Origin of the sequence: Streptomyces sp. NPDC057249 (genome assembly GCF_042669245.1) — a bacterium.
Classification (GTDB): domain Bacteria; phylum Actinomycetota; class Actinomycetes; order Streptomycetales; family Streptomycetaceae; genus Streptomyces.
The window spans coordinates 216711-242498 of record NZ_JBHUXS010000005.1; the positions used below are offsets into that span (position 1 = coordinate 216711).

Annotated in this window: 24 protein-coding genes; 16 read left to right on the top strand and 8 right to left on the bottom strand. The window is 73.5% G+C overall.

All coding sequences use genetic code 11. The annotated features are described in order from the left end of the window. The first annotated feature begins 6 nt into the window (after positions 1 to 6). The 9 genes from ACFUJY_RS11745 to ACFUJY_RS11785 all read left to right on the top strand — a co-directional run bounded on the left by ACFUJY_RS11745 (position 7) and on the right by ACFUJY_RS11785 (position 9113). Positions 7 to 432 (top strand): phage tail protein, encoded by a 426-nt coding sequence (locus tag ACFUJY_RS11745; protein WP_164401809.1) that lies wholly within the window; start codon positions 7 to 9, stop codon positions 430 to 432. 85 nt (positions 433 to 517) lie between these two features. Further along, a complete protein-coding gene (locus ACFUJY_RS11750; protein WP_383298080.1) occupies positions 518 to 1207 on the top strand; it encodes a LysM peptidoglycan-binding domain-containing protein in 690 nt (229 codons plus the stop codon). Next, positions 1204 to 2973 carry a VgrG-related protein gene (locus ACFUJY_RS11755; protein ID WP_383297796.1) on the top strand — a complete coding sequence of 590 codons (1770 nt, stop codon included), beginning with the start codon at positions 1204 to 1206 and terminating at the stop codon, positions 2971 to 2973. Before ACFUJY_RS11750 ends, ACFUJY_RS11755 begins: the two co-directional genes overlap by 4 nt. Positions 2974 to 3003: 30 nt before the next feature. Next, positions 3004 to 3321, top strand: coding sequence for a PAAR domain-containing protein (locus ACFUJY_RS11760; RefSeq protein WP_383297798.1), 318 nt, complete (start codon positions 3004 to 3006; stop codon positions 3319 to 3321). Next, complete coding sequence (locus tag ACFUJY_RS11765) at positions 3318 to 3725, top strand: GPW/gp25 family protein (protein ID WP_383297800.1); 408 nt, start codon at positions 3318 to 3320, stop codon at positions 3723 to 3725. Before ACFUJY_RS11760 ends, ACFUJY_RS11765 begins: the two co-directional genes overlap by 4 nt. After that, positions 3725 to 5686, top strand: coding sequence for a putative baseplate assembly protein (locus ACFUJY_RS11770; RefSeq protein ID WP_383297801.1), 1962 nt, complete (start codon positions 3725 to 3727; stop codon positions 5684 to 5686). The genes ACFUJY_RS11765 and ACFUJY_RS11770 overlap by 1 nt, the downstream gene beginning before the upstream one ends. Further along, positions 5683 to 6228 (top strand): phage tail protein, encoded by a 546-nt coding sequence (locus ACFUJY_RS11775; RefSeq protein WP_383297803.1) that lies wholly within the window; start codon positions 5683 to 5685, stop codon positions 6226 to 6228. Before ACFUJY_RS11770 ends, ACFUJY_RS11775 begins: the two co-directional genes overlap by 4 nt. Further along, complete coding sequence (locus tag ACFUJY_RS11780; RefSeq protein WP_383297804.1) at positions 6225 to 7604, top strand: zinc ribbon domain-containing protein; 1380 nt, start codon at positions 6225 to 6227, stop codon at positions 7602 to 7604. The genes ACFUJY_RS11775 and ACFUJY_RS11780 overlap by 4 nt, the downstream gene beginning before the upstream one ends. 171 nt (positions 7605 to 7775) lie before the next feature. Then, positions 7776 to 9113, top strand: coding sequence for a DUF4157 domain-containing protein (locus tag ACFUJY_RS11785; RefSeq protein ID WP_383297806.1), 1338 nt, complete (start codon positions 7776 to 7778; stop codon positions 9111 to 9113). A gap of 12 nt (positions 9114 to 9125) precedes the next feature. Here the strand turns inward: ACFUJY_RS11785 and ACFUJY_RS11790 are convergent, their stop codons facing one another. Further along, complete coding sequence (locus ACFUJY_RS11790) at positions 9126 to 9710, bottom strand: hypothetical protein (protein WP_383297808.1); 585 nt, start codon at positions 9708 to 9710, stop codon at positions 9126 to 9128. Between the two features lie 25 nt (positions 9711 to 9735). Then, on the bottom strand, positions 9736 to 10647 hold the full coding sequence (gene htpX, locus ACFUJY_RS11795; protein WP_383297810.1) for a zinc metalloprotease HtpX: 912 nt from the start codon (positions 10645 to 10647) through the stop codon (positions 9736 to 9738). Positions 10648 to 10820: 173 nt separating this feature from the next. Here htpX and ACFUJY_RS11800 point away from each other — a divergent pair, with 173 nt between their 5' ends. Then, on the top strand, positions 10821 to 12026 hold the full coding sequence (locus ACFUJY_RS11800; RefSeq protein ID WP_383297811.1) for a cytochrome P450: 1206 nt from the start codon (positions 10821 to 10823) through the stop codon (positions 12024 to 12026). A gap of 14 nt (positions 12027 to 12040) precedes the next feature. Continuing rightward, positions 12041 to 12220, top strand: a complete 180-nt coding sequence (locus ACFUJY_RS11805; protein ID WP_383297813.1) for a ferredoxin — start codon at positions 12041 to 12043, stop codon at positions 12218 to 12220. Positions 12221 to 12353: 133 nt separating this feature from the next. Here ACFUJY_RS11805 and ACFUJY_RS11810 read toward each other — a convergent pair whose 3' ends face one another. Beyond that, positions 12354 to 13001, bottom strand: a complete 648-nt coding sequence (locus ACFUJY_RS11810) for a TetR family transcriptional regulator (RefSeq protein ID WP_383297814.1) — start codon at positions 12999 to 13001, stop codon at positions 12354 to 12356. Positions 13002 to 13263: 262 nt separating this feature from the next. On the opposite strand from ACFUJY_RS11810, the gene ACFUJY_RS11815 reads away from it, so the two are divergent. Both ACFUJY_RS11815 and ACFUJY_RS11820 read left to right on the top strand, forming a co-directional pair. Then, on the top strand, positions 13264 to 14067 hold the full coding sequence (locus ACFUJY_RS11815) for a VOC family protein (protein ID WP_383297816.1): 804 nt from the start codon (positions 13264 to 13266) through the stop codon (positions 14065 to 14067). Between the two features lie 171 nt (positions 14068 to 14238). After that, complete coding sequence (locus ACFUJY_RS11820; RefSeq protein ID WP_383297817.1) at positions 14239 to 16650, top strand: PQQ-binding-like beta-propeller repeat protein; 2412 nt, start codon at positions 14239 to 14241, stop codon at positions 16648 to 16650. Positions 16651 to 16653: 3 nt separating this feature from the next. Here ACFUJY_RS11820 and ACFUJY_RS11825 read toward each other — a convergent pair whose 3' ends face one another. Next, the gene (locus ACFUJY_RS11825; RefSeq protein WP_383297819.1) at positions 16654 to 16914 is read right to left on the bottom strand and encodes a hypothetical protein; all 261 of its coding nucleotides are present in this window, start codon (positions 16912 to 16914) and stop codon (positions 16654 to 16656) included. A gap of 192 nt (positions 16915 to 17106) precedes the next feature. Here ACFUJY_RS11825 and ACFUJY_RS11830 point away from each other — a divergent pair, with 192 nt between their 5' ends. Continuing rightward, positions 17107 to 17658 (top strand): hypothetical protein, encoded by a 552-nt coding sequence (locus ACFUJY_RS11830; RefSeq protein ID WP_383297821.1) that lies wholly within the window; start codon positions 17107 to 17109, stop codon positions 17656 to 17658. Positions 17659 to 17869: 211 nt separating this feature from the next. On the opposite strand, the gene ACFUJY_RS11835 is transcribed toward ACFUJY_RS11830, so the two are convergent. From ACFUJY_RS11835 to ACFUJY_RS11850, 4 genes are all read right to left on the bottom strand, one after another. Continuing rightward, entirely contained in the window at positions 17870 to 18043 is a 174-nt protein-coding gene (locus tag ACFUJY_RS11835) for a hypothetical protein (RefSeq protein ID WP_383297823.1), read from the bottom strand. A gap of 206 nt (positions 18044 to 18249) precedes the next feature. After that, on the bottom strand, positions 18250 to 21216 hold the full coding sequence (locus tag ACFUJY_RS11840; RefSeq protein WP_383297825.1) for a BTAD domain-containing putative transcriptional regulator: 2967 nt from the start codon (positions 21214 to 21216) through the stop codon (positions 18250 to 18252). A gap of 238 nt (positions 21217 to 21454) precedes the next feature. Then, positions 21455 to 22285 carry a MerR family transcriptional regulator gene (locus ACFUJY_RS11845; protein WP_383297826.1) on the bottom strand — a complete coding sequence of 277 codons (831 nt, stop codon included), beginning with the start codon at positions 22283 to 22285 and terminating at the stop codon, positions 21455 to 21457. Between the two features lie 164 nt (positions 22286 to 22449). Further along, positions 22450 to 22653, bottom strand: coding sequence for a cold-shock protein (locus ACFUJY_RS11850; RefSeq protein WP_003967102.1), 204 nt, complete (start codon positions 22651 to 22653; stop codon positions 22450 to 22452). 284 nt (positions 22654 to 22937) lie between these two features. Between ACFUJY_RS11850 and ACFUJY_RS11855 the strand changes: the two genes are divergently transcribed. Further along, positions 22938 to 23816 (top strand): menaquinone biosynthetic enzyme MqnA/MqnD family protein, encoded by an 879-nt coding sequence (locus ACFUJY_RS11855; RefSeq protein WP_383297828.1) that lies wholly within the window; start codon positions 22938 to 22940, stop codon positions 23814 to 23816. Positions 23817 to 24058: 242 nt separating this feature from the next. Continuing rightward, positions 24059 to 25759, top strand: coding sequence for a serine/threonine-protein kinase (locus ACFUJY_RS11860; RefSeq protein WP_383297830.1), 1701 nt, complete (start codon positions 24059 to 24061; stop codon positions 25757 to 25759). The last annotated feature ends 29 nt before the right edge of the window (positions 25760 to 25788 follow it).

A 25788-nucleotide genomic window follows, 5' to 3' on the forward strand; every position in this document is an offset into this window, starting at 1 on the left:
CAACGGATGACGGACAACATCTTCGCGACGAGCGTGTTCTTCAAGCTCACCATCGGCGGGAGCGACCTCGGCGCGTTCCACACCTGTTCCGGCCTGGGCGCCGAGGTGGAGATCGAGCAGTACGCCGAGGGCGGCAACAACGGGTACACCTGGCAGCTGCCGGGGCGGATCACCTGGACCAACATCACCCTGACCCGCCCGGTCACCGCCGACACGCTCAAGATCGCGCGCTGGCTGAACGAGACGACGCAGCGCGTCGAGCGGAAGGACGGTGAGATCGTCGCCCTGCGCCCCAACCTCACCCGGATCGTCAGCTGGCAGATCCAGGGGATCGTGCCGGTCCGCTGGCAGGGGCCGTCCTTCGACCCGGCCAGCTCCCAGGCGGCGGTCGAGACGCTGGAGATCGCGCACGAGGGTCTGGTGACCTCCTGATGAACCGTCGGGAACACGTCGTGGAAGGAGGGACCCCGTGCCAGCCGCAGCCCGCACGAGCCGTACCCGCGCACAGCTGACCATCATGGAGCCGCCGTCCGACGTCGGCGCCAAGCCGGGCGGGACCCTCGCCCAGCTCACGCTCCAGTTCAACCCGGCGACGCTCTCCCTCCGCAAGTCCACCGAGTGGCGCCGCACCCCGTCCCGCACGGCGGGCGAGTCCGCGCTGCCCGAGTTCGTGGGCAGCGGGCCCCGCTCGCTGTCGCTCGACGTGTTCCTGGACGCCACCGCCACCCACGACAACTCCGTGGAGAAGGCGGTCGAGCAGCTGATGACGGCCTGCGTGCCGACCCCGAGCAGCCTGGGCCGGAAGAAGCCGTCGAGCCCCTGGGTGCGGTTCGACTGGGGGACGTCCACGACGACCTCGTTCGACGGGGTGCTGTCCAGCCTCTCCGTGTCGTACACGCTCTTCGACGTGGACGGGAAGCCGCTGCGCGCCACCTGCTCGCTGTCCATCGAGGAGGCGAGCGTCGACCCGGCCGGGCAGAACCCGACGTCCGGCTCACGGGAGGCGCGGCGCACCCACACGGTCGTCGCCGGGGACAGCCTGCCGCTGCTCGCCTGGCGCGAGTACGGCGACGCCACGGCCTGGCGCACGATCGCCGAGGCCAACGGCATCGACGACCCCATGCACCTGCCCCCGGGCAGCGAACTCCTGGTGCCCGCGCTGGAGGACGGCGCGGCGGAGGAAGGCGTACCGGAGGCGGCCCGATGACCGGCCCCGCCCGCTCCTTCGCCGCCGACCCCATCGTGGAGGCGCCCGCCGAGCTGCCCCAGGCGTGGGCCGCCCAGCTGGTGAGCTGCGCGGTGGACGAGAACATCGGGCTGCCCGCCAGTGCCGTCCTGACGTACCGCGACCCGTACCACACGCTGCTCACCGCCACCGGGATCACAATCGGCACCGAGCTGAAGATCTCCGTGGTCACCGTCCAGGAACGGGCGCGCGAGCGGCTGTTCACGGGCGAGGTGACCGCGCTGGAGCTCGACAGCGACACCACGGGCTCGTTCACCGTCGTCCGCGCGTTCTCCAAGGCGCACCGGCTGAAGCGCGGCCGCAAGGTGGTCGCGTACCGGAACATGAAGGCCGCCGACATCGTCCGCAAGGTCGCCGCCGGGGCCGGGCTGCCGTGCGGGAAGGTCGAGGCCGCCCCGGTCATGTACAAGCAGCTGACCCAGCCGAACATCTCGGACTGGGACTTCCTCCAGTACCTCGCGGGGGAGTGCGGGGCACACGTCCTGGTGGACGAGAAGGGCGTGCTCCAGTTCGTGAAGCCGAAGCCCGCCGCCTCGGCGCCGTCCCCGTCCACCTCCGCCGCGAAACACCCGATGGTCCTGGAATACGGCCGCAACCTGTTGGCGCTCCGGGCCGTGCTGACCGGGGCGGACGGGGCGGACAGCGTGGAGGTGCGCGGCTGGGACGTGGAGAACAAGGTCCGGCTGGTCGCCCGGGAGCAGTCCGTGCGGTCCACCACCGTGACCCCGGGCACCAACCCGTCGTCGGCCGCCGCCCTGTTCGGGAAGAACGCCCGGATGACCGTCGCCGACACCCCGTACCGCACGCAGGCCGAGGCCCGCGCGGTCGCCGGTGCCGTGGCCGGACGGGTCGCCTCCGGCTTCGGCGAGATCGAGGCGGTCGCCGAGGGCAACCCGAAGCTGCGGGCGGGCGAACCGGTCGCCCTCGGCAACGTCGGCCCCGCGTTCGCCGGGCGCTACACCGCGACCGCCGCCCACCACACCCTGGACCCGCAGGACGGCTACCGTACGACCGTCCTGGTCAGCACCGACCCGGACCGCTCGCTGACCGGCCTCACCGGCGGCCAGGGCGCACCCCTGCCCGGCCCCCGCATGCCGGGCCTGGCGATCGGCGTCGTCACCGACATCCGCGAGGGCCGGGGCAAGGAACGCGGCTCGGTGCGGCTGAAGTTCCCCTGGCTGGACGACACCTACGTCACCGACTGGGTCCGTACGGTGCAGTGGGGCGGGCAGGGCGGCGGCGGGGTGTTCAGCCCCGAGGTCAACGACGAGGTGCTGGTCGGCTTCGAACAGGGCCTGATCGACAGCCCGTACGTGCTCGGCGGCCTCTACAACGGCGTCGACAAGCCGTCCCCGCACGACGTCCCGCTCGTGGACCCGACCAGCGGCAAGGTCAACCGCCGTTCGCTGGTCTCCCGTTCGGGCAACCGGATCGAACTGCTCGACACCCCGCGCGGCCCGTCCGGCGTCCGGCTGGCCACCGGTGACGAGCAGCTGGAGGTCGTGCTCGACGAGCGGCGCGGCGAGATCGCGCTGAAGGTGTACGCGCGCGGCACCTCCCGGGTGCTCAGCTCCGTCTCGCTCGGCCGCACCGGGATCACGCTCGACGCGGGCGTCGGCGATGTCCATGTGAAGGGGAAGCAGGTGACCATCAACGGCAAGACCGGCGTCACCGTCGACGGCGGTCTGCTCGCCGTCCTGAAGGCCGCACTCGTCCGCATCAACTGACGCCCCGCCCCACCGAGGAGACCAACAGCCATGCCCCAGGCAGCCCGTACGGGCGACCCCACCGTCCACGGTGGCGTCATCGGCACCCCGCCCCCGGGCGCGGTCGCCGTCGCCACCGTGCTGATCGGCGGCAAGCCGGCCGCCGTCACCGGAAGCCTGCACGTGTGCGCCGTGCCCCCGCACGCCCTGCTCGGCCCCGGGAACGTCGTCATGCCGAACCCGGCGGCGGCCGTCGGCGGCGCGGTCCTGATCGGCGGGCTGCCCGCCGCCCGCATGGGCGACACCACCAGCTGCGGCGCGAAGATCGCCATGGGCGCGCCCAACGTCCTGATCGGGGGCCCGATATGAGCGAGCACGGGTTCATCGGGCGCGGCTGGGGCTTCCCGCTGCGCGTCGGCGCCACGGGCGGCATCGGCATGGTCGAGCGCGAGCAGGAGATCGAGGAGTCGATCGGCCTGATCCTCGGCACCGCACCCGGCGAACGCCCCATGCGCCCGGAGTTCGGCTGCGGCATCCACGAGTACGTCTTCGCCCCCGGTGACGGCGCGACCGCCGGGCGCATCGCCCATGAGGTGCGCACGTCCCTGGAACGCTGGGAGCCGCGCATCGAGGTCCGGGACGTGGTCGTCGCGTACGACACCGTCGAGGAAGGCACGCTCTACATCGACGTGCACTACACCGTCCGGTCCACCAACGACCTGCGCAACCTCGTCTTCCCCTTCTACACGATCCCCGAGGCGGGAGCCCGCTGATGTCCCTGACCCCGCCCAATCTGGACGACCGCCGCTTCCAGCAGCTCGTGGACGAGGCCAAGCGGTACGTCCAGCAGCGCTCGCCCGAGTGGACCGACCACAACGTGTCGGACCCCGGCGTCACCCTGATCGAGACGTTCGCGTACATGGTCGACCAGCTCCTGTACCGGCTGAACCGGGTGCCGGACCGCAACTACTTCGCGTTCCTGGACCTGCTCGGCGTGCAGCTGTTCCCGCCGACGGCCGCCCGCGCCGACGTCGACTTCTGGCTGTCCGCGCCGCAGCCGGACACCGTGCGCCTCCCGGCCGGCACGGAGGTGGCGACCGCGCGCGGCGAGACGGAGGAGGCGGTCGTCTTCTCGACCGGCGAGGACCTGGCGATCGTGCCGAGCTCCCTCGTCCGGCTGGTCACGGTCCCGGCGTCCGGCGAGCAGACCGACCGCACCGCGCCGCTCGCCGAGGGCCGGGACATCCCCTGCTTCCAGGCCCGGCCCCAGCCCGGCGACGCCCTCCTCTTCGGGCTGCCCACCGCCGTGCCCCGCTGCATCGTCGCCGTACGCCTGGACAGCCGGGTCGAGGGCGTCGGCGTCGACCCCCGGCAGCCGCCGCTGCTCTGGGAGGCGTGGGACGGCGCCCGCTGGGTGCCGTGCGCGACCGGCGTCGACTCCACCGGCGGGCTCAACAAGCCCGGTGAGATCACGGTGTTCGTGCCCGCCGGGCACACCGAGTCCGTCACCGCCGGCATCCGCGCGGGCTGGCTGCGCTGCCGGGTCACCGAGGCCGCCCCCGGCCAGCCCTTCTACTCCGAGTCCCCGACGATCCGCGAGGCCGAGGTCTTCACCGTCGGCGGCACGGCCGGCGTCGAGCACGCGGAGACCGTGCACGACGTGCCGCTCGGGACCTCCGAGGGGGTGGCGGGCCAGACGTTCGCCGCGCCCCGGACGCCCGTCCTGCTCGACGGGGAACCGCCGCTCGTGGAGGTGTCGTCGGACGGCGGCTGGCAGACCTGGACCCCGGTCGAGCACTTCGGCGCCTCCGGTCCGGGCGACCGGCACGTGCGGATCGACGCCGTCGGGGGCCGGTTCGCCTTCCCGCCCGAGGTGCGCGAGGCGGACGGCACCATGCGGGCGTACGGGGCGGTGCCGCCGAAGGGCGCCCACATCCGCCTCGCCCGCTACCGCACGGGCGGCGGCGCCGCCGGCAACGTGGCGCGCGGCGCGATCCGGGTCCTGCGCAGCTCCGTCCCGTACGTCGCCGGGGTCGACAACCGCGAGGCGGCGCGCGGCGGCGTGGACGGCGAGACCGTCGAGAACGCGAAGGCCCGCGCGCCGCAGATCCTCCGCGTCCAGGAGCGGGCCGTCACCGCCGAGGACCACGAGGCGATCGCCCGCGAGGCCGCGCCCTCGCTGCGCCGGGTCCGCTGCCTGCCCGCCGCCCCCGGCGAGGGCGGCGCGGTCCGGGTCCTGGTCGTGCCCGACGCGGTCCCGGACGAGGGCGGGCGGCTCCGCTTCGAGCAGCTGATCCCGCCGGACTCCGTGCTCGCGGCGGTGGCCGGGCGCCTGGACGAACGGCGGCTGGTCGGCACCCGCCTGGTCGTCGAACCCCCCGCCTACCAGGGCGTCACCGTCGTCGCGGGTCTGGTCGCGGACGAGGGCGACACGGACCGCGTCCGGAGCGCCGCGCTCGACGCGCTCTTCCGCCTCGTCGACCCGCTCCGGGGCGGCCCGGACGGCACCGGCTGGCCGTTCGGCCGGCCCGTGCAGTACGGGGAGGTGTTCGCCGCCCTCCAGGCCGTGCCCGGCGTCCGCCTGGTCGACGAGGTCCGCCTGTTCCCCGCGGACCCGCTCACCGGGAGGCGCGGCGGAGCGGTGGACCGGATCGACATCGCCCCGAACGCCCTGGTCTTCTCCCACCAGCACCAGATCGCGGTCACCGCCACCGGGCCCGGTGAGCGCCGATGACCCGGGCCGCCGTCCCCGGCCTCCCCAGCCGCTACCCGATCGGCGCGCTGCTGCCCGCCCTGTACGCGGACGACGACCTCGCCCAGCGCTTCACGGCGGGCCTGGACACGGTCCTCGCCCCGGTCCTGTCCACGCTCGACAACCTTCCGGCCTACTTCGACCCGGCCCTGACCCCGGACGACTTCCTGTCCTGGCTCTCCTCCTGGGTCGGCGCGGGCATCGACCCGGCCTGGCCGCAGGACCGCCGCCGCGCCGCCGTCGCCCGCGCCGTCGAGATCCACCGCCGCCGGGGCACCCGCCAGGGCCTGGCGGACCACCTGCGCCTCTGCTTCGGCGTGGAGGCGGACATCCAGGACGGCGGCGGCGGCGTCGCGTGGTCGTCCGAGCCGGACTCCGCGCTGCCGCCCGCCCCGACGGGGGAGCTGCTGGTCCGGGTCCGGTCGGACCGCCCCCTGGACGAGGCCCGCGTCCTGGCGGTGGTCCGCGCCTCCTGCCCGGCGCACCTGACCTGCCGGGTCGAGATCACAGGGAGCCCCACATGACCCGCCCATGCACGGCCTGCGGCGCCGCGAACGCGGAGGACGAGGACTTCTGCGGGAGCTGCGGTACGTATCTGGGCTGGTCGACGCGGGTGCGGCCCGGGCGCCCGGACCCGGCCCCCGAACCGGAGCCGGCCACGCCCCCGGCCACCCCGGCCACCCCGGACCCGGCCCCGGCCCCGGAACGGGGCACCACCCCGAGCCCGAGCGGACCCGCTGCCCCCGCGCCGGCCCCGGAGGCGCGTACGGCCCCGAGCCCGGCCACCCCCGCCCCGGACCCGGCCCCCGCGCCCGACCCGGCCCCCGCGCCGGCACCGGAGCCGCGCGCGCCGCGGCGCCCGGCGTGGCGGAGGACCCCGACCCCGGCGCCCGCCCCCGCCCCCGCGCCCGACCCGGAACGGGGTGCGACCCCGAGCCCCGGCGCGCCTGCCGCCCCCGCGCCGGAGGCCCCGGAGCCGCGCGCAACCCCGGACCCCGCCGCACCCGCCACGCCGGCCCCGGCCCCTACCCCGCCCCCGGCCGCCCCGCGGCCCCCCGCGCCCGCCCCCGTACGGCCGGCCCGGCCGGCCCCGCCGGGGCCGGTGGCGGAACCGGCCGACGAGCCGGTCGGCGCGGTCCTGCCCGGCGTACCCGTCGCGGCCCGGCCCACCGTCAGGACGGCCGCGGTGGACGACGAACCGGACGGCGAGCCGTGCCCCTCGTGCGGCGCGAACAACCGCCCGGGCCGCACGTTCTGCCGGAACTGCGCCGAGCCCCTGAAACCCCGTGCCACGGCAGCTCCGCTGCCCTGGTGGCGGACCAGGTGGCCGTTCAACCGCCGGGTGCGGGCGGGCTCGGGGCGGCTGCTGCGCGGCAGCCTCATCGCCCTGGTCGTCGCGGCCCTCCTGGTCGCGGGCTTCCTGCTGATCCCGGCCGGGCGGTACGTCGTGGAGGACGTACGCGACAAGCTCGGCGGCACGGGCGAGGTCTCCCCGGCCCACGTCACCGCGACCGGGTCCGCCCCCGGCCACCCCGCGAAGGCGGCGGTGGACGGCGTGACGAACACGTACTGGGGCGCGCCGAAGACGGGCGACGCGCTGACGGCGGAGTTCGAGGACCCGTTCCGGCTGGTCGGCGTCACGGTCCACACGGGCGTCTCGGCGAAGCCGGAGGTCTTCCAGAAGGGGGCCAGGCCGACCCGGGCGGACCTGAGCATCAGGACGAAGGACGGAAAGGTCCACGAGAAGACGATGACCCTGGCGGACAAGCCGGGCGAGCAGACCCTGCGGATGGGCGTCAGCGACGTCGTGTCGGTCCGCTTCACGATCCGCGAGGCAGCCGGCCGGGGCGGCGGACACCCGATCGCCCTGGGCGAGATCGAGTACTTCAAACGGACGTGAGGACCGGAGCACCCGGTGGGGGCCCGGCTCGCGGCGGCGGGAGACCGGATGTACGCCGGCGCCGCCGGACCGGGCCCCCGGGCCAGTCAACTCTGCCCCGGGGGACCTGGAACCGGGGCCGGGCGACGGGATATGCAGGAGGGGTCACAACCCCGGCAGGAAGAGGTGCCCATGCGCGGCCAGGACGGTGCTGCGAAGACCGGTGCGGATCGCGGGGGGCACGCGGCGGCCCGCAAGCCCGCCGCCGCGGCCGGGATGCCCGCCACCGAACTCCTCGCACTGCAGGGCAGCCTCGGGAACCAGGCCGTCGTCCAGATGCTGCGGGCCGCCGGCCACGCGCACTGCGGCCACGAGGAGGCGGAGCAGCCGGTGCAGCGCGCGGCCGTCACGGATGTGCTGCGCTCCGCGGGCCGGCCGCTGGACAGTGCCGTCCGCACGGAGATGGAGTCCCGGCTCGGGGCGGACTTCTCCGACGTCCGCATCCACACCGACGCCGCCGCCAAGGCCTCGGCCGCCGGGGTCGGGGCCCGCGCCTACACCTCCGGGCACCACGTCGTCATCGGTGACGGCGGGGCCGACAAGCACACGCTCGCCCACGAGCTGACCCACGTCATCCAGCAGCGCCGGGGGCCGGTCGCCGGTACGGACAACGGCTCCGGGCTCCGGGTCAGCGACCCGGGCGACCGGTTCGAGCGCGAAGCCGAGGCGAACGCGACCCGGGTGATGAGGGGGCCGGCGCCCGAACGCGGCGAAGACGCCGCACACCGGGCGGACACGAGGACGGCCGCCCGGACCGGTGAGGCCGTGCAGCGTTACGCCGACGTCGACGTGAACGGGGAAGTCCTCCGGGCGTCCGAGAACGGTCTCTTCCTGACCCGCCCCGACACCCCGTACGTCTGGGTCCGGGAGGACGCGCCGGCGGGCAGTGTCGCACCCGCCCTGAGGCGGGCGGACAACGACGCGATGCAGTGGAACGGGGGGACGTACTACAGGCACTGGCTGGGCGGCGACGTCCAGCAGGACTGCCTGCACGCCGCCGAGGAGATCATCAACAACCGTGTCCGCGAACTCGGCTGGGGCGAGGGCGAGTACAGCACGATCGAGACCACCGACAAGCGCTTCGGTCCGACCGAGGCGTTCGGTCAGGCGGACCCGTCCAATCGCCGCCAGGCCCGCCAGTTCGCCGGCCCGAAGAATGAGATGGCCGATCCCCGGGCGGGGGAGGCGTTCGTCATCGTGGTCACCAAACCCGACCCGGAGAAGGAGATGAGCCAGTTCCACGCCGGCGCGGTGGTGGCCCGCGACGGGAACGACTGCGTCGTCCTGCAAGCCTGGTCGGACGGGAACAGCCCGCCCAACCTGGCCGCGGCCGACTCCGAGATCTACACGGTGGGAGACCTCCAGCGATCGTTCCACGCGGCCTACGGCGGGCCGGGCGCCTACTTCGGCACGGTCGGAACGACGACGGTCGTCATCAAGTCACACCCCGAGGTGGCCAGGCGTCCCTGACCGCGTGCGAGGTCACAACCCCGGCGCCCCCCACACCGGAAACCACCGCGACAGGTCCTGCTCCACGCGCAGGTCGTCCCCCAGCACGGCCCGGACCTCCAGCTCCAGCCGGTTGTCGCGCTTCTCGGCACCGCCCGGGACCGGGGCGAACGGATAGAACGTGCCGCGTTTGTACAGGTACACCAGCGCCAGCGAGCGGCCCTCCCCGTCCCGGAAGGCGACCAGCGAGCACAGCAGCTGCGGGCCGAAGCCGCCGTCCTGGAGCAGGGTGTTCACCGCGTGCAGGTCGTTGACCAGCGCGGCGGTGTCCTCGGGCGGTTGGCGCGCGAGCAGCCAGGTGTAGCCGTACGCGTCGCGGCTGAACTCCACCGGGACGCCGCCGCGCCCCGTATCCGCGTCGAGCAGTTCGCGCACGTCCTGCCGGACCCGGGCGAAGGCGGAGCCCTCCACGCCCGCGAAGCACACCGAGCCGAGACCCGTCGGCGTGAGGCCCGTCGCGGCCTGGAGGGTCAGCGCGGCGGACGGGACGGCGAAGAGCTGGTCGAGGTCGGGGCGGACCGGCTTGCTGCGGCCCAGGATCGTGTCGAGCAGGCCCACGGGGACTCCTTACGGACGGACTCCTTCACGGACGGGACAGGTCGGCCGAGATGCGGGCCAGCTGGTCGAGGCGCTGCTCCAGGGTCGGGTGCGTGGAGAGCAGCCGGCCGATGCTCTCCTTCGAGGCGAACGCCGGGACGAAGTAGAAGGCGTTGTACGGCTCCGCCTTCCGCAGGTCCTCCGTCGGAATCCGGGCCATCCGGCCGCTCACCTTGGTGAGCGCGGACGCGAGGGCCGAGGGGCGGCCGGTGAGGAGGGCGGCCGTGCGGTCGGCGGTGAGTTCCCGGTACCGCGAGAGCAGCCGGGTGAGCAGGAAGCTCAGCGCGTAGACGACCGCGCTGACCAGCGGGATGAGCAGGACGAGGATGCCGATCGGGTCGTTGCTCCGGCTGTTGCGGGCGAAGCCGCCCCACAGCGCGACCCGGGTGATGATCCCGGCCAGGACGCCGAGGAACGAGGCGATCGTCATCACGGCCACGTCCCGGTGCGCGACGTGCGACATCTCGTGCGCGAGGACGCCCTCCAGCTCCTCCGGTTCCAGTCTGCGCAGCAGCCCCGTCGTCGCGCAGACCAGCGAGGACTTCTGGCTGCGCCCGGTCGCGAAGGCGTTCGGCACATCGCTCTGCGCGATCGCCACACGTGGTTTCGGCATATCGGCAAGGGCGCATATCCGGTCGATCGCCCCGTGCAGCTCCGGCGCCTCGGCGGGGGAGACCTCCCGGGCGCCCATGCTGAACGCGGCGATCCGGTCGCTGAACCAGAACTGGGCGACGAACATCCCGCCGGTGATCACCAGGATGACCGGCCAGGCCCCGCGCAGCACCGCCAGGAGCACGCCGACCAGCACCACGTACAGCAGTCCGATCAGGAACATGGTGGTGACCATACGCGTGGTCAGGCCACGGTCGGGGGCGTACCGGCTACGGGTTCTGGCCATGGGTGACCTCCACTCCTCGCCTGTCTCCATGGTGCTCCTCGGCGGCCGAAAGTGGATGCCGATGCTCCGTTCGGCGGGTATGGCCGAACATCATCTAGGCCGGGTAGATGCCTGAGGCATCTAGTGAGGGTGATCGGCAGGACCACCACACCCCCCTCGTTGCGAGGTCCGTCATGACAGAGACCCAGTCCGAGCCCATTGCCTTCCCGCAGGACCGCACCTGCCCCTACCACCCGCCCACCGGCTACCCGAGCGCGGACCGAGGCCGGCGGCCGGTGTCCCGGGCCCGCCTCTTCGACGGCCGTACGGTCTGGCTGGTGACCGGCCACGCCGAGGCCCGGGCGCTGCTGTCCGACCCCCGGCTGTCGTCCGACCGCTCGCACCCGGAGTTCCCCTTCTTCGCGCCGAGGCTCGCCGCGGTCCAGCAGCGGCGTGTCGAACTGCTCGGCGTGGACGATCCGGAGCACAACACCCAGCGCCGGATGCTGATCCCCAGCTTCACGCTCCGGCGGACGGCGGCGCTGCGGCCGCGCATCCAGGAGACCGTGGACCGGCTGCTCGACGCGATGGTGGCGCAGGGGCCGCCGGCCGAGCTGGTGGAGGCCTTCGCGCTCCCGGTGCCGTCGACGGTCATCTGCGCACTGCTCGGGGTGCCGTACGAAGACCACGAGTTCTTCGAGGACCGCTCGCGCAAGCTGCTCCGGGGACCCGGCCCGGCGGACGTGATCGAGGCCCGGGAGGACCTGGACGCGTACTTCCGCGACCTGATCGAGCGGAAGCGGCGCGAGCCGGGCGACGGGCTGCTGGACGAGCTGATCGCCGAGCAGCTGGAGACCGGGGCGGTTGAACGGGACGCGCTGGTCCGCCTGGCGGAGATCCTGCTCGTGGCCGGCCACGAGACGACCGCGAACATGATCTCGCTCGGCACGTTCACGCTGCTCCGGCACCCGGACCAGCTGGCCCGGCTGACCGGCGGCGGCGCGGAGGCGGTGCCGGCCGCCGTGGAGGAGCTGCTGAGGTTCCTGTCCATCGCGGACGGGCTGTCCCGGGTGGCGGTGGAGGACATCGAGATCGGCGGCGAGACGCTGCGGGCGGGGGAGGGCGTGCTCCTGTCCACCGCGGTGGTCAACCGGGACGCGGCCGTCTTCGAGACGCCCGACGAGCTGGACCTCGGGCGCGGCGCGCGCAACCACATCGCCTTCGGCTTCGGCATCCACCAGTGCCTGGGCCAGAACCTGGCCCGCGCCGAACTGGAGATCGCCCTGCCCGCGCTCTTCCGCCGCCTGCCGGGGCTCCGGCTGGCGGTGGAGCCGGAGGACGTGCCGTTCAAACCGGGCGACACGGTGCAGGGCCTGCTGGAACTGCCGGTGACGTGGTGACGGAGGAGAACCCCATGCGGATCGACATCGACAAGGACGTGTGCATCGGCGCGGGCCAGTGCGCCCTGGCGGCCCCGAAGGTCTTCACCCAGGACGAGGACGGCCTCAGCGAACTCCTGCCGGAGCCGGAGCCGGGCCCGATGGTCGCGGAGGCGGTACGCGCCTGCCCGGTGGGGGCGATCAGGGCGGGCTGAAAAAAACCTCGCTGGGTCTGCCCGCCGGCACGCCCGTCCGGATACGCCGACGGCGGACCACAGGCGTGGTCCGCCGTCGGTGAGACAGGACCTGGGGGCGCCGGGGTCACCGCGCGTCGCCCAGCGGGATCGGTTACTTCGCCGGCTTCTTGCCGGTCATGCCGAGATGCACCAACTGTGCCAGGTTCGGCTTGATTTCGGCCTGCTTGACGCCCCAGGCCGTGAAGCCCTTCTGGTGCGAGGCGACGCCGGCCAGCATGACGACCAGGGAGCCCGCCATCGCGGCGGCGCTGATGTCCTTGTCGACCTTGCCCTTCGCCTGGAGCTCCTTCACGGACTCCGTCAGGGAGCCGGTCACGGAGTTCAGGACCTTCATGCGGATCTTGTTGAACCGCTTGTCGCCCTCCGCCGCGCCGAGGTCGATCACGCGCAGGATGGCGTCGTTGCGCCGCCAGAAGTCGAGGAAGCCCTCCACGAGTTGTTCGGAGGTCTGCCAGCCCGACTTGCCGACCCAGGAGCGCCCGGCGACCAGTTCGGTCAGCCCGGCCCCCTCCTTGGCGACGTCCTCGGCGAGTTCGAGGACGGCGCCCTCGACGTCGGGGAAGTACTGGTAGAAGGTCGCTGGTGAAGTCCCCGCCTTCCGGGCGACGTCGATGACTTTGACGTCCCGGTACGGCGAGGAGCTGAGCATCTCGCTGAGGCAGTCGAGCAGCTTCTGCCGCGTCGCCTGACCGCGTCGACCGGCCACGCGGCCGTCGACGGTGCGTACTTGTCCTGTCATGCCGTCAGCTTACCGACGGGTGATGGGAGCGCGATTCGGCCGAAGCAAATGGGGAACGGGGCCCATGTCGACCCCGGTTCCCGGCACTCGTGCCGGCCTCGTCGCCCACAGTCTGAACAGTGTTATTAACAGCCTGTGGATAACTTCGGTGGATAACTTTCGAACCTGCGTTCGCAAACAATCGCTCCGGGGCGCGCCGCACGCACCGTAAAGCTACCGTGACGGTGACGGGCGTCACTCCACGACGGAAGGACCGGGACCCATGGCCGCGTTCGCGCAGTCCGCACCGTGCTGGGTGGATGTGCAGCTCCCCGACCTGGAGGCGGGCAAGCGCTTCTACGGCGAGCTGTTCGGCTGGACCTTCCGTCCGGCCGAGGGTCCCCGCGCCGACGCCCTCAGCGACGGGAAGCTCGTCGCCGCGCTGGCCGCGAAGAAGGACGGGCGGATGCCGACCGCCTGGGGCGTCTACTTCGCCACCGACGACATCGAGGCGTCGGTCACCCGCGTCCGCGCGGCCGGCGGCCAGGTCATCACCGAACCGGTCCCGGCCGGCCGCCACGGCGTGCTCGCCCAGGCCGCCGACCCCGGCGGCGCGGTCTTCGGCCTCTGGCAGGCCGGCGAGCGCGCGGGCTTCCAGAAGCAGAACGAGCCCGGTTCCTTCTGCTGGACCGAGGTCCACACCCGGTCCAAGGAGCGCGTCGACCCCTTCTACGAGGAGGTCTTCGGCTTCCGCTGCGCGGACGTGGACGACTCGCCCCTGGACGTCCCCGACACCGACGAGCACCGGGTGGACTTCCGTACGTGGTCCCCGCCCGGCACCGAACCGGGGCCCGAGACGGCGGTTGGCGGGCGCAGCGTCATCACGGCCGCCTTCCCCGCCGAGCTGCCCAGCCACTTCCTGAGCTACTTCAACGTCGCGGACTGCGACGACACCGCCCGTACCGTCCAGCGGCTCGGCGGCCGGGTCACCGAACCCCCGCTCGACATCCCGTACGGGAGGATGGCGGTCCTCCAGGACGACCAGGGTGCCGAGTTCGCCGTACTTCAGGAGCCTGTGTCCCGATAAGGGCGGAGTGGCACGGGACACCCCGATCCGCCCCCGGGTTCGCAACCGGGGCCCCGGCCAGGAACAATCGGGGTGCGCACCGCCGGGCCGCGTCCACTGATGAGACGCTGCACACGGCGGGATTTTCGCGGGCCTCTGTCACCTGAGGCCCGTACGGGGAGGTGGCAGGTAGTGGAGCAGCTGACGCAGCACGACCCGAGGCGGATCGGCCCCTTCGAGGTGCTGGGACGGCTCGGGGCCGGCGGCATGGGGCTGGTCTATCTGGCCCGGTCGGCGTCGGGCCGCCGGGTGGCGATCAAGACCGTCCGCACGGAGCTGGCCGAGGACCAGCTGTTCCGGGTGCGCTTCACACGCGAGGTGGAGGCCGCGCGCGCCGTCAGCGGCTTCTACACGGCCGCCGTCGTCGACGCCGACCCGCGCGCCGCCGTGCCGTGGCTCGCCACCGCGTACGTGCCCGCCCCCTCGCTCGAAGAGATAGTGAACGAGTGCGGGCCCATGCCGACCCAGGCGGTGCGCTGGCTGGCGGCCGGCATCGCGGAGGCCCTCCAGTCCATCCACGGGGCGCAGCTCGTCCACCGCGACATGAAGCCGTCGAACGTGCTCGTCGTGGAGGACGGCCCCCGGGTCATCGACTTCGGCATCGCGTCCGGCGTCTCCAACACCCGGCTCACCATGACCAACGTGGCCGTCGGCACCCCGGCGTACATGTCACCGGAGCAGGCCCGGGACTCGCGGAGCGTGACGGGGGCCAGCGACATCTTCTCGCTCGGCTCGACGCTCGTCTTCGCCGCGACCGGGCACGCCCCGTACCGGGGGGCCAACCCGGTCGAGACGGTGTTCATGCTGCTGCGCGAGAGCCCCGACCTGTCCGGCCTGCCGGACGATCTGCGCCCGCTGATCGAGTCGTGCATGCAGACGGACCCGGGCCTGCGGCCCACCCCGGCCGACCTCCAGGCCCAGCTCGCCCCGCACCTCTTCGCCTCCGGCGGCGGGGACGACGACGGCGGTACGGCCTCCGCGTGGCTGCCGGCCGCCGCGACCGAGCTGATCGAGCGGCGCCGCGGCGGTGGCCGTACGGCTCCGCCCGCCGCCCCGCCCGTGTCGCCTCCGCCCGAGCCCGCCCCGCCGGTCGCGCCGCCGCGGTCCGCCGGGACCGCGCCCCACCGGCCGCCCGGCACGGACTGGGACGGCCCCTGGCACAGCGGCGCCCCCGCCCGCCCGCCGGCCCCGCCCGCGCCGGTGCCGGACGCCGGGGGGCCGGTGCGGCTGACCGGGGTCCAGGTGCCGATCGGGCCCGGGCCCCGCGTGCGGGACGTCCGCGCCTCGGCCTCCGGCGCCGACGCGGGCCCGGCGACCGGCTGGGTCCGCCCGCCCGCCGGGGTCAACGGCACGCCCCCGCCCGTCCCCGTGCCCCCTCCGGCGCAGGCCCCCGAGGCCGCGCAGTCCGGGCCCGCCCGGTGGCGGCCCTGGCGGTTCCGCATGTCCAACGACGTGTGGGGCACGCCCGTCGTGGTCGGCGACCTGCTGTACGTCACGTCCTTCGAGGTCCACGCGCTGGACACCGGCAACGGGCGGCGCCAGTTCAAGACCCGGGACGTCGCCTGGGCGATGGCCGTCGAGGGCGGTCGCATCCACGCGTCGGACGGGCCCTCCCTCTACGCCCTGGACGCCACCAGCGGCGCCGAGCGGTGGCGGGTCGGGACCGACGCCTGGGTGTACGCCCTGAAGGCCGACCGGGGCACGGTCGTCACGGCCACCCGGGGCGGCGGCGTCCAGGCGTGGGAGGCGGCGACCGGCGAGAAGCTGTGGGACCTGAGCGGCGCGCAGACGGACTTCGAGACGCCGGAGGGCGGGCCGGTCATCCACGACGGCACGGTGTACGTCTGGCAGGACGCCCGCCTGAAGGCCCTCGACGCCCGGACCGGCGCCGAACGCTGGTCGTACCCCATCGGCGACGCGGCCTCCTGCGGCGGCGTCCCGGTCCGGGTGACGCCCGCGCCGGACGGCTACGTGTACGTCGCCGCCGGGACGCGGGTGCTGGCCGTGGACATCGCGGCCGGGCACGTCCGCTGGCACTTCGAGTGCCCCGCGGTCTTCCTGTCCCCGCCCGCCTTCGCCCCCGGCCCGGCCGTCACCGGCGGCGGGGTCTACCTCGCGGACTACCTCGGCACCGTGTACGCCCTGGACGCCGCGACCGGCAAGGACCGCTGGCGCATCGCCACGGAGGCCCGGCAGTCGTCGGAGCCGGTGCTCGTCGTCGCGGGCAACGTCCATGTGGGCAGCGGCAGCGCGCTCTACACCCTCGACGCGGTCACCGGCACCCCGAAGTGGCGGTTCGCGGCGGGCGGCGAGGTGGTGGGCGCCCCGGTCGTCGCGGACGGCCGCGTCCACTTCGGCTCCGCGGACCACGTCCTGTACACCCTCGACGCGGCGGGCGGCCAGCTCCGCTGGAAGCTCGCCACGGGCGGCGAGATCACGGGCTCGCCGGTGGCCCGGGGCGGCGTGGTGTACGCGTGCAGCAAGGACCGCTGCGTGTACGCGCTGGACGCCCTGAAGGGCACGGGCGCCCGCACACGGGCCTGAGTCTCAGCCCGACGGGCTCGGTTTCTCAGGCCCCACGTAAGGGTCGTCCCCCTCCGGCTCCGGCCACGGGCTCGTCTGGACCGAGGGCCCGGGCTCCCACGTCGGGGGCCACGTCTCGGGGGCGTCGGAGTCCGGCGCGTCGGACTCGTGGGCGCGGGGGCGGCGCCGCCCGGGGCGGCCGTCGCGCCGGTCACGGAAGGGGCTCGGCACGGCGGCCGCCGCTCCGGCGAGAGCGAGGACCGCACCGAGAACGTTGCGGATCATCTCCGTACCTCCAGAGCGCTCTCGCTCCGACGCTACGCCGCCCGTGTGACAGCCGCCACCAGACGGAGACGAGACCGTGACAGGGCCATGACCGGCCCGCCGGTCATCCACGCCATGCTGTGCGTTACGGTTCCGTGTCGCCCGGCCACCCGGCCCGGCGGGCACAACGGCACACAATCGGGGGCGGATTCGATGAGACGGCAGCACGTCAAGCTGACGGTGGTCCTGGTGGCGGTGGTACTCGCGCTCACCGGCTTCTCCAGCGGCAGCCACGGCGGGAAGAGCGGAAAGAGCCGGTCCGGCAGCCACGGCAGCGGTGGCGGCGGCGGGTGCTCCAACTCGAAGAAGAGCAACGGCACGTACCACGACACGGACTCGGACGACGACTACGACGACTACGGCTCGTCGAGCGGCTCGTCGGGCTCCACGTACACCGACCCGACCCCCACCGCCACCGCGTCGGACGCGCCGCAGGTGTACGTCTTCCGCTGCGCCCAGCCCGCGAAGGGCAAGCGCAAGGCGGTCACCGCGTCCACCGTCCGTCTGACCCCGGTCGCCTCCGGCACGCACACCTACGAGATCGACGTGACCTTCCTGGACGCGATGGGCAGCGTGGTCGACACGGGCGAGGCCACCGTGGAGGCCGACTACGGCGACACGAGGACCGTGTCCGTCCGGATGGACAGCCCGCGCCAGGTGGCCCGCGTCAAGAAGTGCGAGGTCACGGCGGAGCTGAGGTACTGAGCGCTGCCCCTGGGAGTGAAGTCGTCACCCCATGTCGAGGCCTACCACAGCAGGGTTCGGTGGCCGGCCTGGGACTGGGCGATGTCCCGCGCGGGGCCGGAGTGGTGGTCCGGGACGTCTAGGGGCGCGTGGACCGGCCGAGCGCGGACATGCAACGGCCGCGGCGGCTTCCCCTCCGCGCCGCCGCGGCCGTTCCCCCGTGCCGGTTGGACTAGTTGGGCTTCGGCGCCGAGGCGTGGGCGTCGAGCGTGGTGATCTCCTCGCCCGAGGCGTGGGCGTCGGTCGGCTTGAGGGGCTCGCTGGAGGCGTGGGCGTCCTGCGTCGTCAGCTCCTCGCCGGAGGCGTGGGCGTCGGTCGGCTTGAAGATGCCGTTGTTGTCGGCCATGAGGGTCAACTCCTGAAAGCTGAAGCGTGGATGCAGTGGATGGTGTGCCCGTCCGGCGGTTCCCCCGTGGATCGCCGGACGGTCACACCGGGCCGTTCACCCTAGTGGTGAGGCCCCCCGCCGATCCGCCTGCCCCCCGACGCGACGGATCGATGAGGAGAGAGTGGCCCGGCGCGATAAACGAATGATGAACGAGCCGGGAGGGCTCAGCACACCGACGTCGACTCCAGCAGAACACGCACGTCGTCGGCCTCGGCCGACCCGAGTTCTTCGAAGACGTTCAGCGCCTCACGCCAGCACGCCTGCGCGCGATCGGTCTGACCGAGCGGCATGAGGCTGAGGCCCAGCACGGTGAGTACGTTGGCGCGCCGCCACTCCCCGCCGATGCCGTGCAGAACGGCGAGCGCCTGCTCGGCCAGTGCGGCGGCTTGGGCGTGCTGGTCGTCGGCCAGGTCAACCTCCGACAGCCGGAACAGGGTCATGCCGTGCCAGAAGCGCTGTCGGCTCTCGCGGAACACGGTCAACGCCTCGGTGAGTACATGGCGCGCCTCGGACGTCTGACCCGCGCCGGTGAACGCCAGGCCGAGCGCGTACTTTCCGTTGGCCAGCCGGAGAGCCTGCTCCCTGCCGTCCGCCTCGTAGAGGGCGATGCCCTGCTGTGCCAGGCTCACCGCGCTCGTCTTGCGGTCCGTGGCCAGGTGCACCCTGGACATGTTGCACAGGGCGGACGCCTCGCCCGACTTGTTGCCGTCCGCCCGGAAGGCGTCCAAGGCCTGGGCGAAGTGCGCCTCCGCGTCAGCGTGTCGGTTCTCGTACAGGGCGATGATGCCGAGCTGATTGGGCGCCTGGCTCGACGAGACGGGGTCTCCGGCGGCCAGGCCCAGTTCCAGGGCTCGCAGAGCGTCGCTCCTGGCGTCGGCGAAGCGGCCGGAAATGCTGTGCACATGCGTCAGCATCGTGCGCGCCCGCGCCTCCGCCCTGACGGCCCCGGCCGCCCGAGCAGCTTCCGACACCGCCGTCGCGGCCTGGGTGAACTGGCGGGAGTTCGCACCTGATTCACCCAGGTCGACGGCGGCCATCAGAAGGTCGGCGGCCTTGCCGACCGTGTCCTTGGCCGCGGACTGCCGGGCACACGCGAGGACGCCGCTGGACTCGCTGAAGAGCCAGTCCAGTGCTTTCGTCGGCGTGGTGAAGGCCAGGCCGGGGCGGCCGGTGGGTTCGAAGTGGTCCAGGACCCGTTCCCCCGGCCGCTCCAGCGCGTAGACCCCCGCCGCCGTCGCCAGGTAGAAGTCCAGCAGCCGCGACAACGCCTCCTCCCGCTCACCCGGCTCCTGCTCGTCCCGCTCCGCGCAGGAGCGCGCGTACAGGCGGACCAGGTCGTGGTAGCGGTAGCGGCCCGGCGCGGCCGATTCCACCAGGGACGTGTCGACCAGGGCCTCCAGCAGGTCCTCCGCCACGTGCGGGTCCAGGTCGAGGAGGGCCGCCGCGGCGGCGAGGGAGATGTCCGGGCCGTCCGCGAGGCCGAGGAGGCGGAAGGCGCGGGCCTGGGCCGGTTCCAGCTGGCCGTAGCCGAGTTCGAAGGTGGCCTTCACCGCGAGGTCGCCCGCCTGGAGCTCGTCCAGGCGCCGGCGCTCGTCGGCCAGCTTGGCGGCCAGCACCGAGACGGTCCAGGTGCGGCGGGAGGCCAGCCGGGAGGCGGCGATCCGGATCGCGAGGGGAAGGAAGCCGCACGCGGCGACCACGTCGAGCGCGGCCTCCCGCTCCGAGGTGATCCGCTCCCCGCCGACGATCCGGGTGAAGAGCTGAAGCGCCTCCTCCGGTGACATCACGTCCAGGTCGACCAGATGCGCCCCGGCCAGGTCGACCATCCGCACCCGGCTCGTCACCAGCGCCGCGCACCCCTCCGTGCCGGGGAGCAACGGGCGGATCTGGGCCGCGTCGTGGGCGTTGTCCAGGAGGACCAGGACCCGGCGGCCGTCGAGCGTGGAGCGGTACAGCGCGGCCCGCTCGTCCAGCGTCTCCGGGATCGCCGAATCCGCCGTCCCGAGCGCCCGCAGGAACGCGCCGAGCACCGTCTCCGGCTCGGCGGCCCGGGCCCCCGCGCCCTGGAGGTCGACGTACAACTGCCCGTCCGGGAAGTGCCGGCGGGCCTGGTGGGCCACGTGGACGGCGAGCGTCGTCTTGCCGACGCCCCCGATCCCGGCCAGCGCGGAGACGGCCATCACGGACCCCTCCGCCGTGCCCAGCCGGTCGCCCAGCTCGCGGACGAACGCGTCCCGCCCCGTGAAGTCCGGGACGGTGGCGGGCAGCTGGGCCGGGCGGACCGGCGCGGCGGCCGGGGCCGGGTCGTCCGCCGGGCGGGCCAGTTCCTCGTCGGCGCGCAGGATGCGCTGCTGGAGCCGGCCCAGCTCCGCGCGCGGATCGACCCCCAGCTCCTCCGCGAGCAGCCGCCGGGTGTCCGCGTAGACGGCCAGCGCCTCCGCCTGCCGGCCGCTGCGGTACAGGGCCACCATCAGCAGCTCCCGCAGCCGCTCCCGCAAGGGGTGCGCGGCGGTGAGCGCGGTCAGTTCGGAGACCGCCTCCGCGTGGCAGCCGGCCTCCAGGTCCAGGTCGAGCCGGGTCTCGGTGAGCTGGAGCCGCCACTCCTCCAGCCGGGTGCGCTGGTACTCCGCGTACGGGCCGGGCACGGAGGCCAGCGCCTCGCCGTCCCACAGGCCGAGCGCCTTGTTCAGCAGGGATCGCGCCGTGTCCCGGTCGCCGCCGGCCCGCGCCTTCTCCGCCCCGGCCGCCAGCTCCTGAGCCACGGTCAGGTCCAGCGCGTCGGCGCCGGTGCGCATCGCGTAACCGCCGGAGTCGCTGACCAGCGTTCCGGGGCCGAGGACCTTGCGCAGCCGGGACGCGTAGGTGCGGACGGCGGCCAGCGCCTGCGAGGGCGGTTCGTCGCCCCAGATGCCGTCGATGAGCTCGGCGGCCGTCGCCGTGTGCCCGCCGCGCAGCAGCAACGCCGTCAGCAGCGCGCGCTGCTGCGGCGATCCGGACGGCAGTGCCTCGCCGCCCCGCCGGGCCCGTACGGGGCCGAGTACGGAGAAGTGCAGCGCGGCCTCGTCCTCCGGGCCCCGCTCGGGCGCCCGCTGCTGCGGTACGCGTACCCGTGGCCCGTCGTCACGGCCCATTGCTGCCTCCTGTCCTGCCTGCGCACAGCCCGGCACGGCCACTGTGTCCGGATCGGTCACAGACCGTCCGGATTGCTCCATACCGTTGATATCGCCGTCAACAGTCTGCCTTGCGAAGGGTCGGCCCGTCAGCAACGGATGACTCTCTGCACAAGCCCTCGACAACGATTCGAACGGGGCAGTTGGGGACAGGAAGGCACGAAGCGGGGCGCCCGTCCGGGGACGGGCGCCCCCGGTCTCAGGCCGTCGCCCGGACCACCGGCTCCTGGAGCTCGGTCACCCACCCGTCCCGGTCCTCCGGGCACTCCAGACTGATCTCGCGGGCGTACCCCGACGAGCGGTAGCCGTTGGCGTCGATCCAGCGGGCCAGGGTCTGGGCGGTGGGCAGCACGTTGTCCATGGAGCCCCGGTGCACGACGGTCGCCGCTTCGAACGCGGGCAGCTCCACCACGGTGATCCCGGTGTCACCGACCGGGCCGACGGGCGCGGAGACCGTCACCCCGGCGTGCACGACGACGCCGCCGCCGTCCGGCGCGTCCTCGTACCGGGCGATCCCCGGACCCGACGGGGTCAGGCCCGCCGCCCCGAGGAGGGGGAAGAGCCGGTCGTACAGCGGGCCGATGACCGGGGAGATGTCCTGCGGCTCGTAGCTCCCGGCCACCCCCGTCAGCTCCGCGACCCGCACCGCGGGCACCTTCTTCATCACGACGTCGTCCGTGGACATGTGTCCCTCGCTCTCGATGGACCGGAGCCTCGCCTCGACCTGCGCCAGCCGTGCGGCCGCCGCCGCCATCGCCGCCTCCAGCTCCGTACGCCGCAGCCGCAGCATCCCGCGCAGCTCCTCCGGACCCACCGCGTCGTCCAGGACGGCCGCCACCTGCTGGAGCGTGAAGCCGAGGTCCTTGAGCGCGATGATCCGGTTGAGCCGGGCGAGCTGGGCGGCGCCGTAGTAGCGGTAGCCGGTCGAGGGGTCGGTGCGGTCCGGGTGCAGCAGCCCGATCTCGTCGTAATGACGGAGCATGCGGGCCGACACCCGCCCGTACCGGGCGAAGTCTCCGATGGTGAACATGACGTCCTCCACTGCACGGCTTCACACGGTGTGAAGGTCAAGACGCTTCTTCGCGCGGCCGGGACGGGCCGCGCACGGGCAGGAGCCCCGCTCCTCCGCCGGTGCGGAGGAGCGGGGCTCCTTGGGTACTGCTCTTACCGGCCGCGATCGGCCGACCCGGGCAACTAGGCCGGGGTGACGTTCTCAGCCTGCGGGCCCTTCGGACCCTGAGTGACGTCGAAGTTCACGACCTGGTTCTCCTCGAGGGAGCGGAACCCGGACGCGTTGATCGCGGAGTAGTGGACGAAGACATCCGGGCCGCCGCCGTCCTGGGCGATGAAGCCGAAGCCCTTTTCAGCGTTGAACCACTTGACGGTTCCGGTAGCCATAAGCCCTCCTTGGGCCAAAGGGTTGCCCTGCTCCAGAACCTGCAATGAAGTCTGAAAACTACAAAAGCCTGCGGGGTCACATGCTCCGCAGGCTCTGTACTGCAAGGGAAACCAAACTGCAACTTGCCGTCGAGCCTAGCACGCAGCGTGTCCGTAAGGGTAGAGGGAAAGATCACTTCACCCGGATGTTTGATAGCTGCCCGGATGAGCCATCCGAGAGGGCCCTCCCGTGCGCCGCGGCCCCCGGTGGGGCGACCCGCCCGGGGCGGGTCTAGCCTCGCGATGTGGACAATTCAACCGTTTCAAACGTCGCGGGCGACGACCGTCGCCCCCGGCCGCGCGTCGGCCACATCCAGTTCCTCAACTGCCTTCCCCTCTACTGGGGGCTGGCACGGACCGGAACCCTGCTCGACCTGGAGCTGTCGAAGGACACCCCGGAGAAGCTCAGCGAGCAACTGGTCAGGGGCGAGCTGGACATCGCCCCCGTCACCCTGGTCGAGTTCCTGCGCAACGCGGACGACCTGGTCGCCTTCCCCGACATCGCGGTCGGCTGCGACGGCCCCGTCATGTCCTGCGTGATCGTCTCGCAGCGGCCCCTGGAGGACCTGGACCGGGCCCGCGTCGCGCTCGGCTCGACCTCCCGGACGTCCGTACGGCTGGCGCGGCTGCTGCTCGCCGAGCGGTACGGCGTCACCCCCGACTACTACACCTGCCCGCCGGACCTGGGCCTGATGATGCAGGAGGCGGACGCCGCCGTCCTCATCGGTGACGCGGCCCTCCGCGCCAACCTGCACGACGCGCCCCGCCTCGGGCTCCAGGTCCACGACCTGGGCGCGATGTGGAAGGAGTGGACGGGCCTGCCGTTCGTCTTCGCCGTCTGGGCCGCCCGCAAGGACTACCTGGCCGCCGAGCCGACCGCGGTCAAGCAGGTGCACGAGGCGTTCCTGGCCTCCCGCGACCTGTCCCTGGAGGAGGTCACCAAGGTCGCCGAGCAGGCGGCGCGCTGGGAGGCGTTCGACGCGGAGGTCCTGGAGCGCTACTTCACCACGCTCGACTTCCGCTTCGGCCCGGACCAGCTGGCGGGCGTCGAGGAGTTCGCCCGCCGCACCGGCGACGTCGCGGGCTTCCCGGCGGACGTGAAGGTGGAGCTCCTCGGCGGATGAGAACATCCCGCCGCCGGGGAATGGCATTTTCGATTTCGTTGAACGTGCGATGAATGGCGGATTGCGCAATCGGTCATCGGGGGAGACCGGCGCATTCACGCCTTTTATCGCGGTGAATGACGTCGTTCGTTCCCTTGGGGGCGAAATCGGCGGATGGTTTCTCCCGTGACCGGACGAGACTTCACGGACACGAACTAGGCTTCGGTCGGAGGTCCGGCCGGTTCACAGGGGGAGTCCTTAATATGCAGCCGCTGGAAGCCGGGGAACCGCGCAGCATCGGCTCCTACCGGCTGCTGGGCCGACTCGGCGCCGGCGGCATGGGCCGCGTGTACCTCGGACGCAGCGCCGGCGGCCGCACCGTCGCCGTCAAGGTCGTCCACCCCCACTTCGCGCTCGACGAGCAGTTCCGCGCCCGGTTCCGGCGCGAGGTGGAAGCGGCCCGGCGGATCGGCGCCGAGTGGACCGCGCCCGTCCTGGACGCCGACCCGGACGCCCCGGTCCCCTGGATCGCCACCGGCTACGTGGCGGGGCCGCCGCTCTCCGCGGCCGTCACCGAGCACGGCCCGCTGCCCGAGCACGCGGTCCGGGTGCTGGGCGCCGGGCTCGGCGAGGCGCTGGCCGCGGTGCACGGGCGGGGCCTGATCCACCGGGACGTGAAGCCGTCCAACGTCCTGCTCGCCCTGGACGGCCCCCGTCTGATCGACTTCGGCATCGCCCGGGCCATCGACGCGACCACCTCCCTCACCTCCACCGGGGTCTCGGTCGGCTCGCCCGGCTACATGGCACCGGAGCAGATCCGGGGCACCGAGATGTCGGGCGCGGCCGACATCTTCTCGCTGGGCGCGGTCCTGGCGTACGCGGCGACCGGCTCCGCGCCGTTCCTCGGCGACTCGTCGGCCGTCCTCCTCTACAAGGTCATCCACGAGGAACCGGAGCTGGGCGAGCTGGAGGGCGGGCTCCGCGAGACCATCGCCGCCTGCCTGGCCAAGGACCCGGAGCGGCGGCCGACCCCGGACGAGCTGGCCCGTCGGCTGCTGCCGGGCGGCGCGGCGGCGGCGGTCGCGGCGGGCTGGCTGCCCGGACCGCTGGTCCGCGAGGTCAGCCGGTCGGCGGTGGCGCTGCTGGACCTGGAACCGCAGGAGGCCCCCGCGCAGTCGGGCCCGGTGCCGTTCAGCAATCCGTCGTTCGGGGCGGGAGCGGGAGCGGGAGCGGGGGCGGGCGAACCCGCGCCCGGCGGCTCGGCCTCCGGCGGTCCGGGCGGCGCGCTCGGGGTCTTCGGCCCGCCGTTCGCCCCGTCGCACCCCGCGACCGCCGGGGCGGACGGCGTGCCGGGGCAGCGGACCGGCGGGCGCGGGCTGACCCTCGGCGCGACGGCGGGCGGAGACGGGACGGGGCGCCGCCGGGTGAGCTGCACGCTCGCGCTCGCGGTGGCCGGGGCGCTGGCCGCGGTGACGGTGGGCAGCGCCTTCCTGCTGGACCTGGTGCCGGGCCGGGGCGGCGACAGCAGCAACGTCGGGCGCGAATCGAGCGGCACACCATCCGCGCCGTCCGCCACGTCGGGCGGGTCCGCCGAGCTGCCCGAGGCGTTCGTCGGGACCTGGAAGGGTCCGCTCACCGAGAAGACCACGGGGCAGCCGCACGGCACGCTCACCGCGGTCTTCACCAAGGGCCGCGAGGGCGCGGACGTGGTCCACCTGACCACCTCCCTCTCCGTGGGCATCGACATCACCTGCTACAGCGTCGCCTCCCTCACCACCGCCTCCGACGACGAGCTGAAGCTGCGCGAGCGCGCCGACCCGGACCGCTCCGGCACGGCCGGGTTCTGCACCACGACGCCCGCCGACCTCCACTTCACCCGGGCGGACGACGGCACCCTCCGCTTCCGCTCCGACGAGAAGGGCGCGGGACAGCCGTACGGCACGCTCACCCGGTCCGACGGCTGACCGCCGACCCCCCTGGCGTACGCTGAACC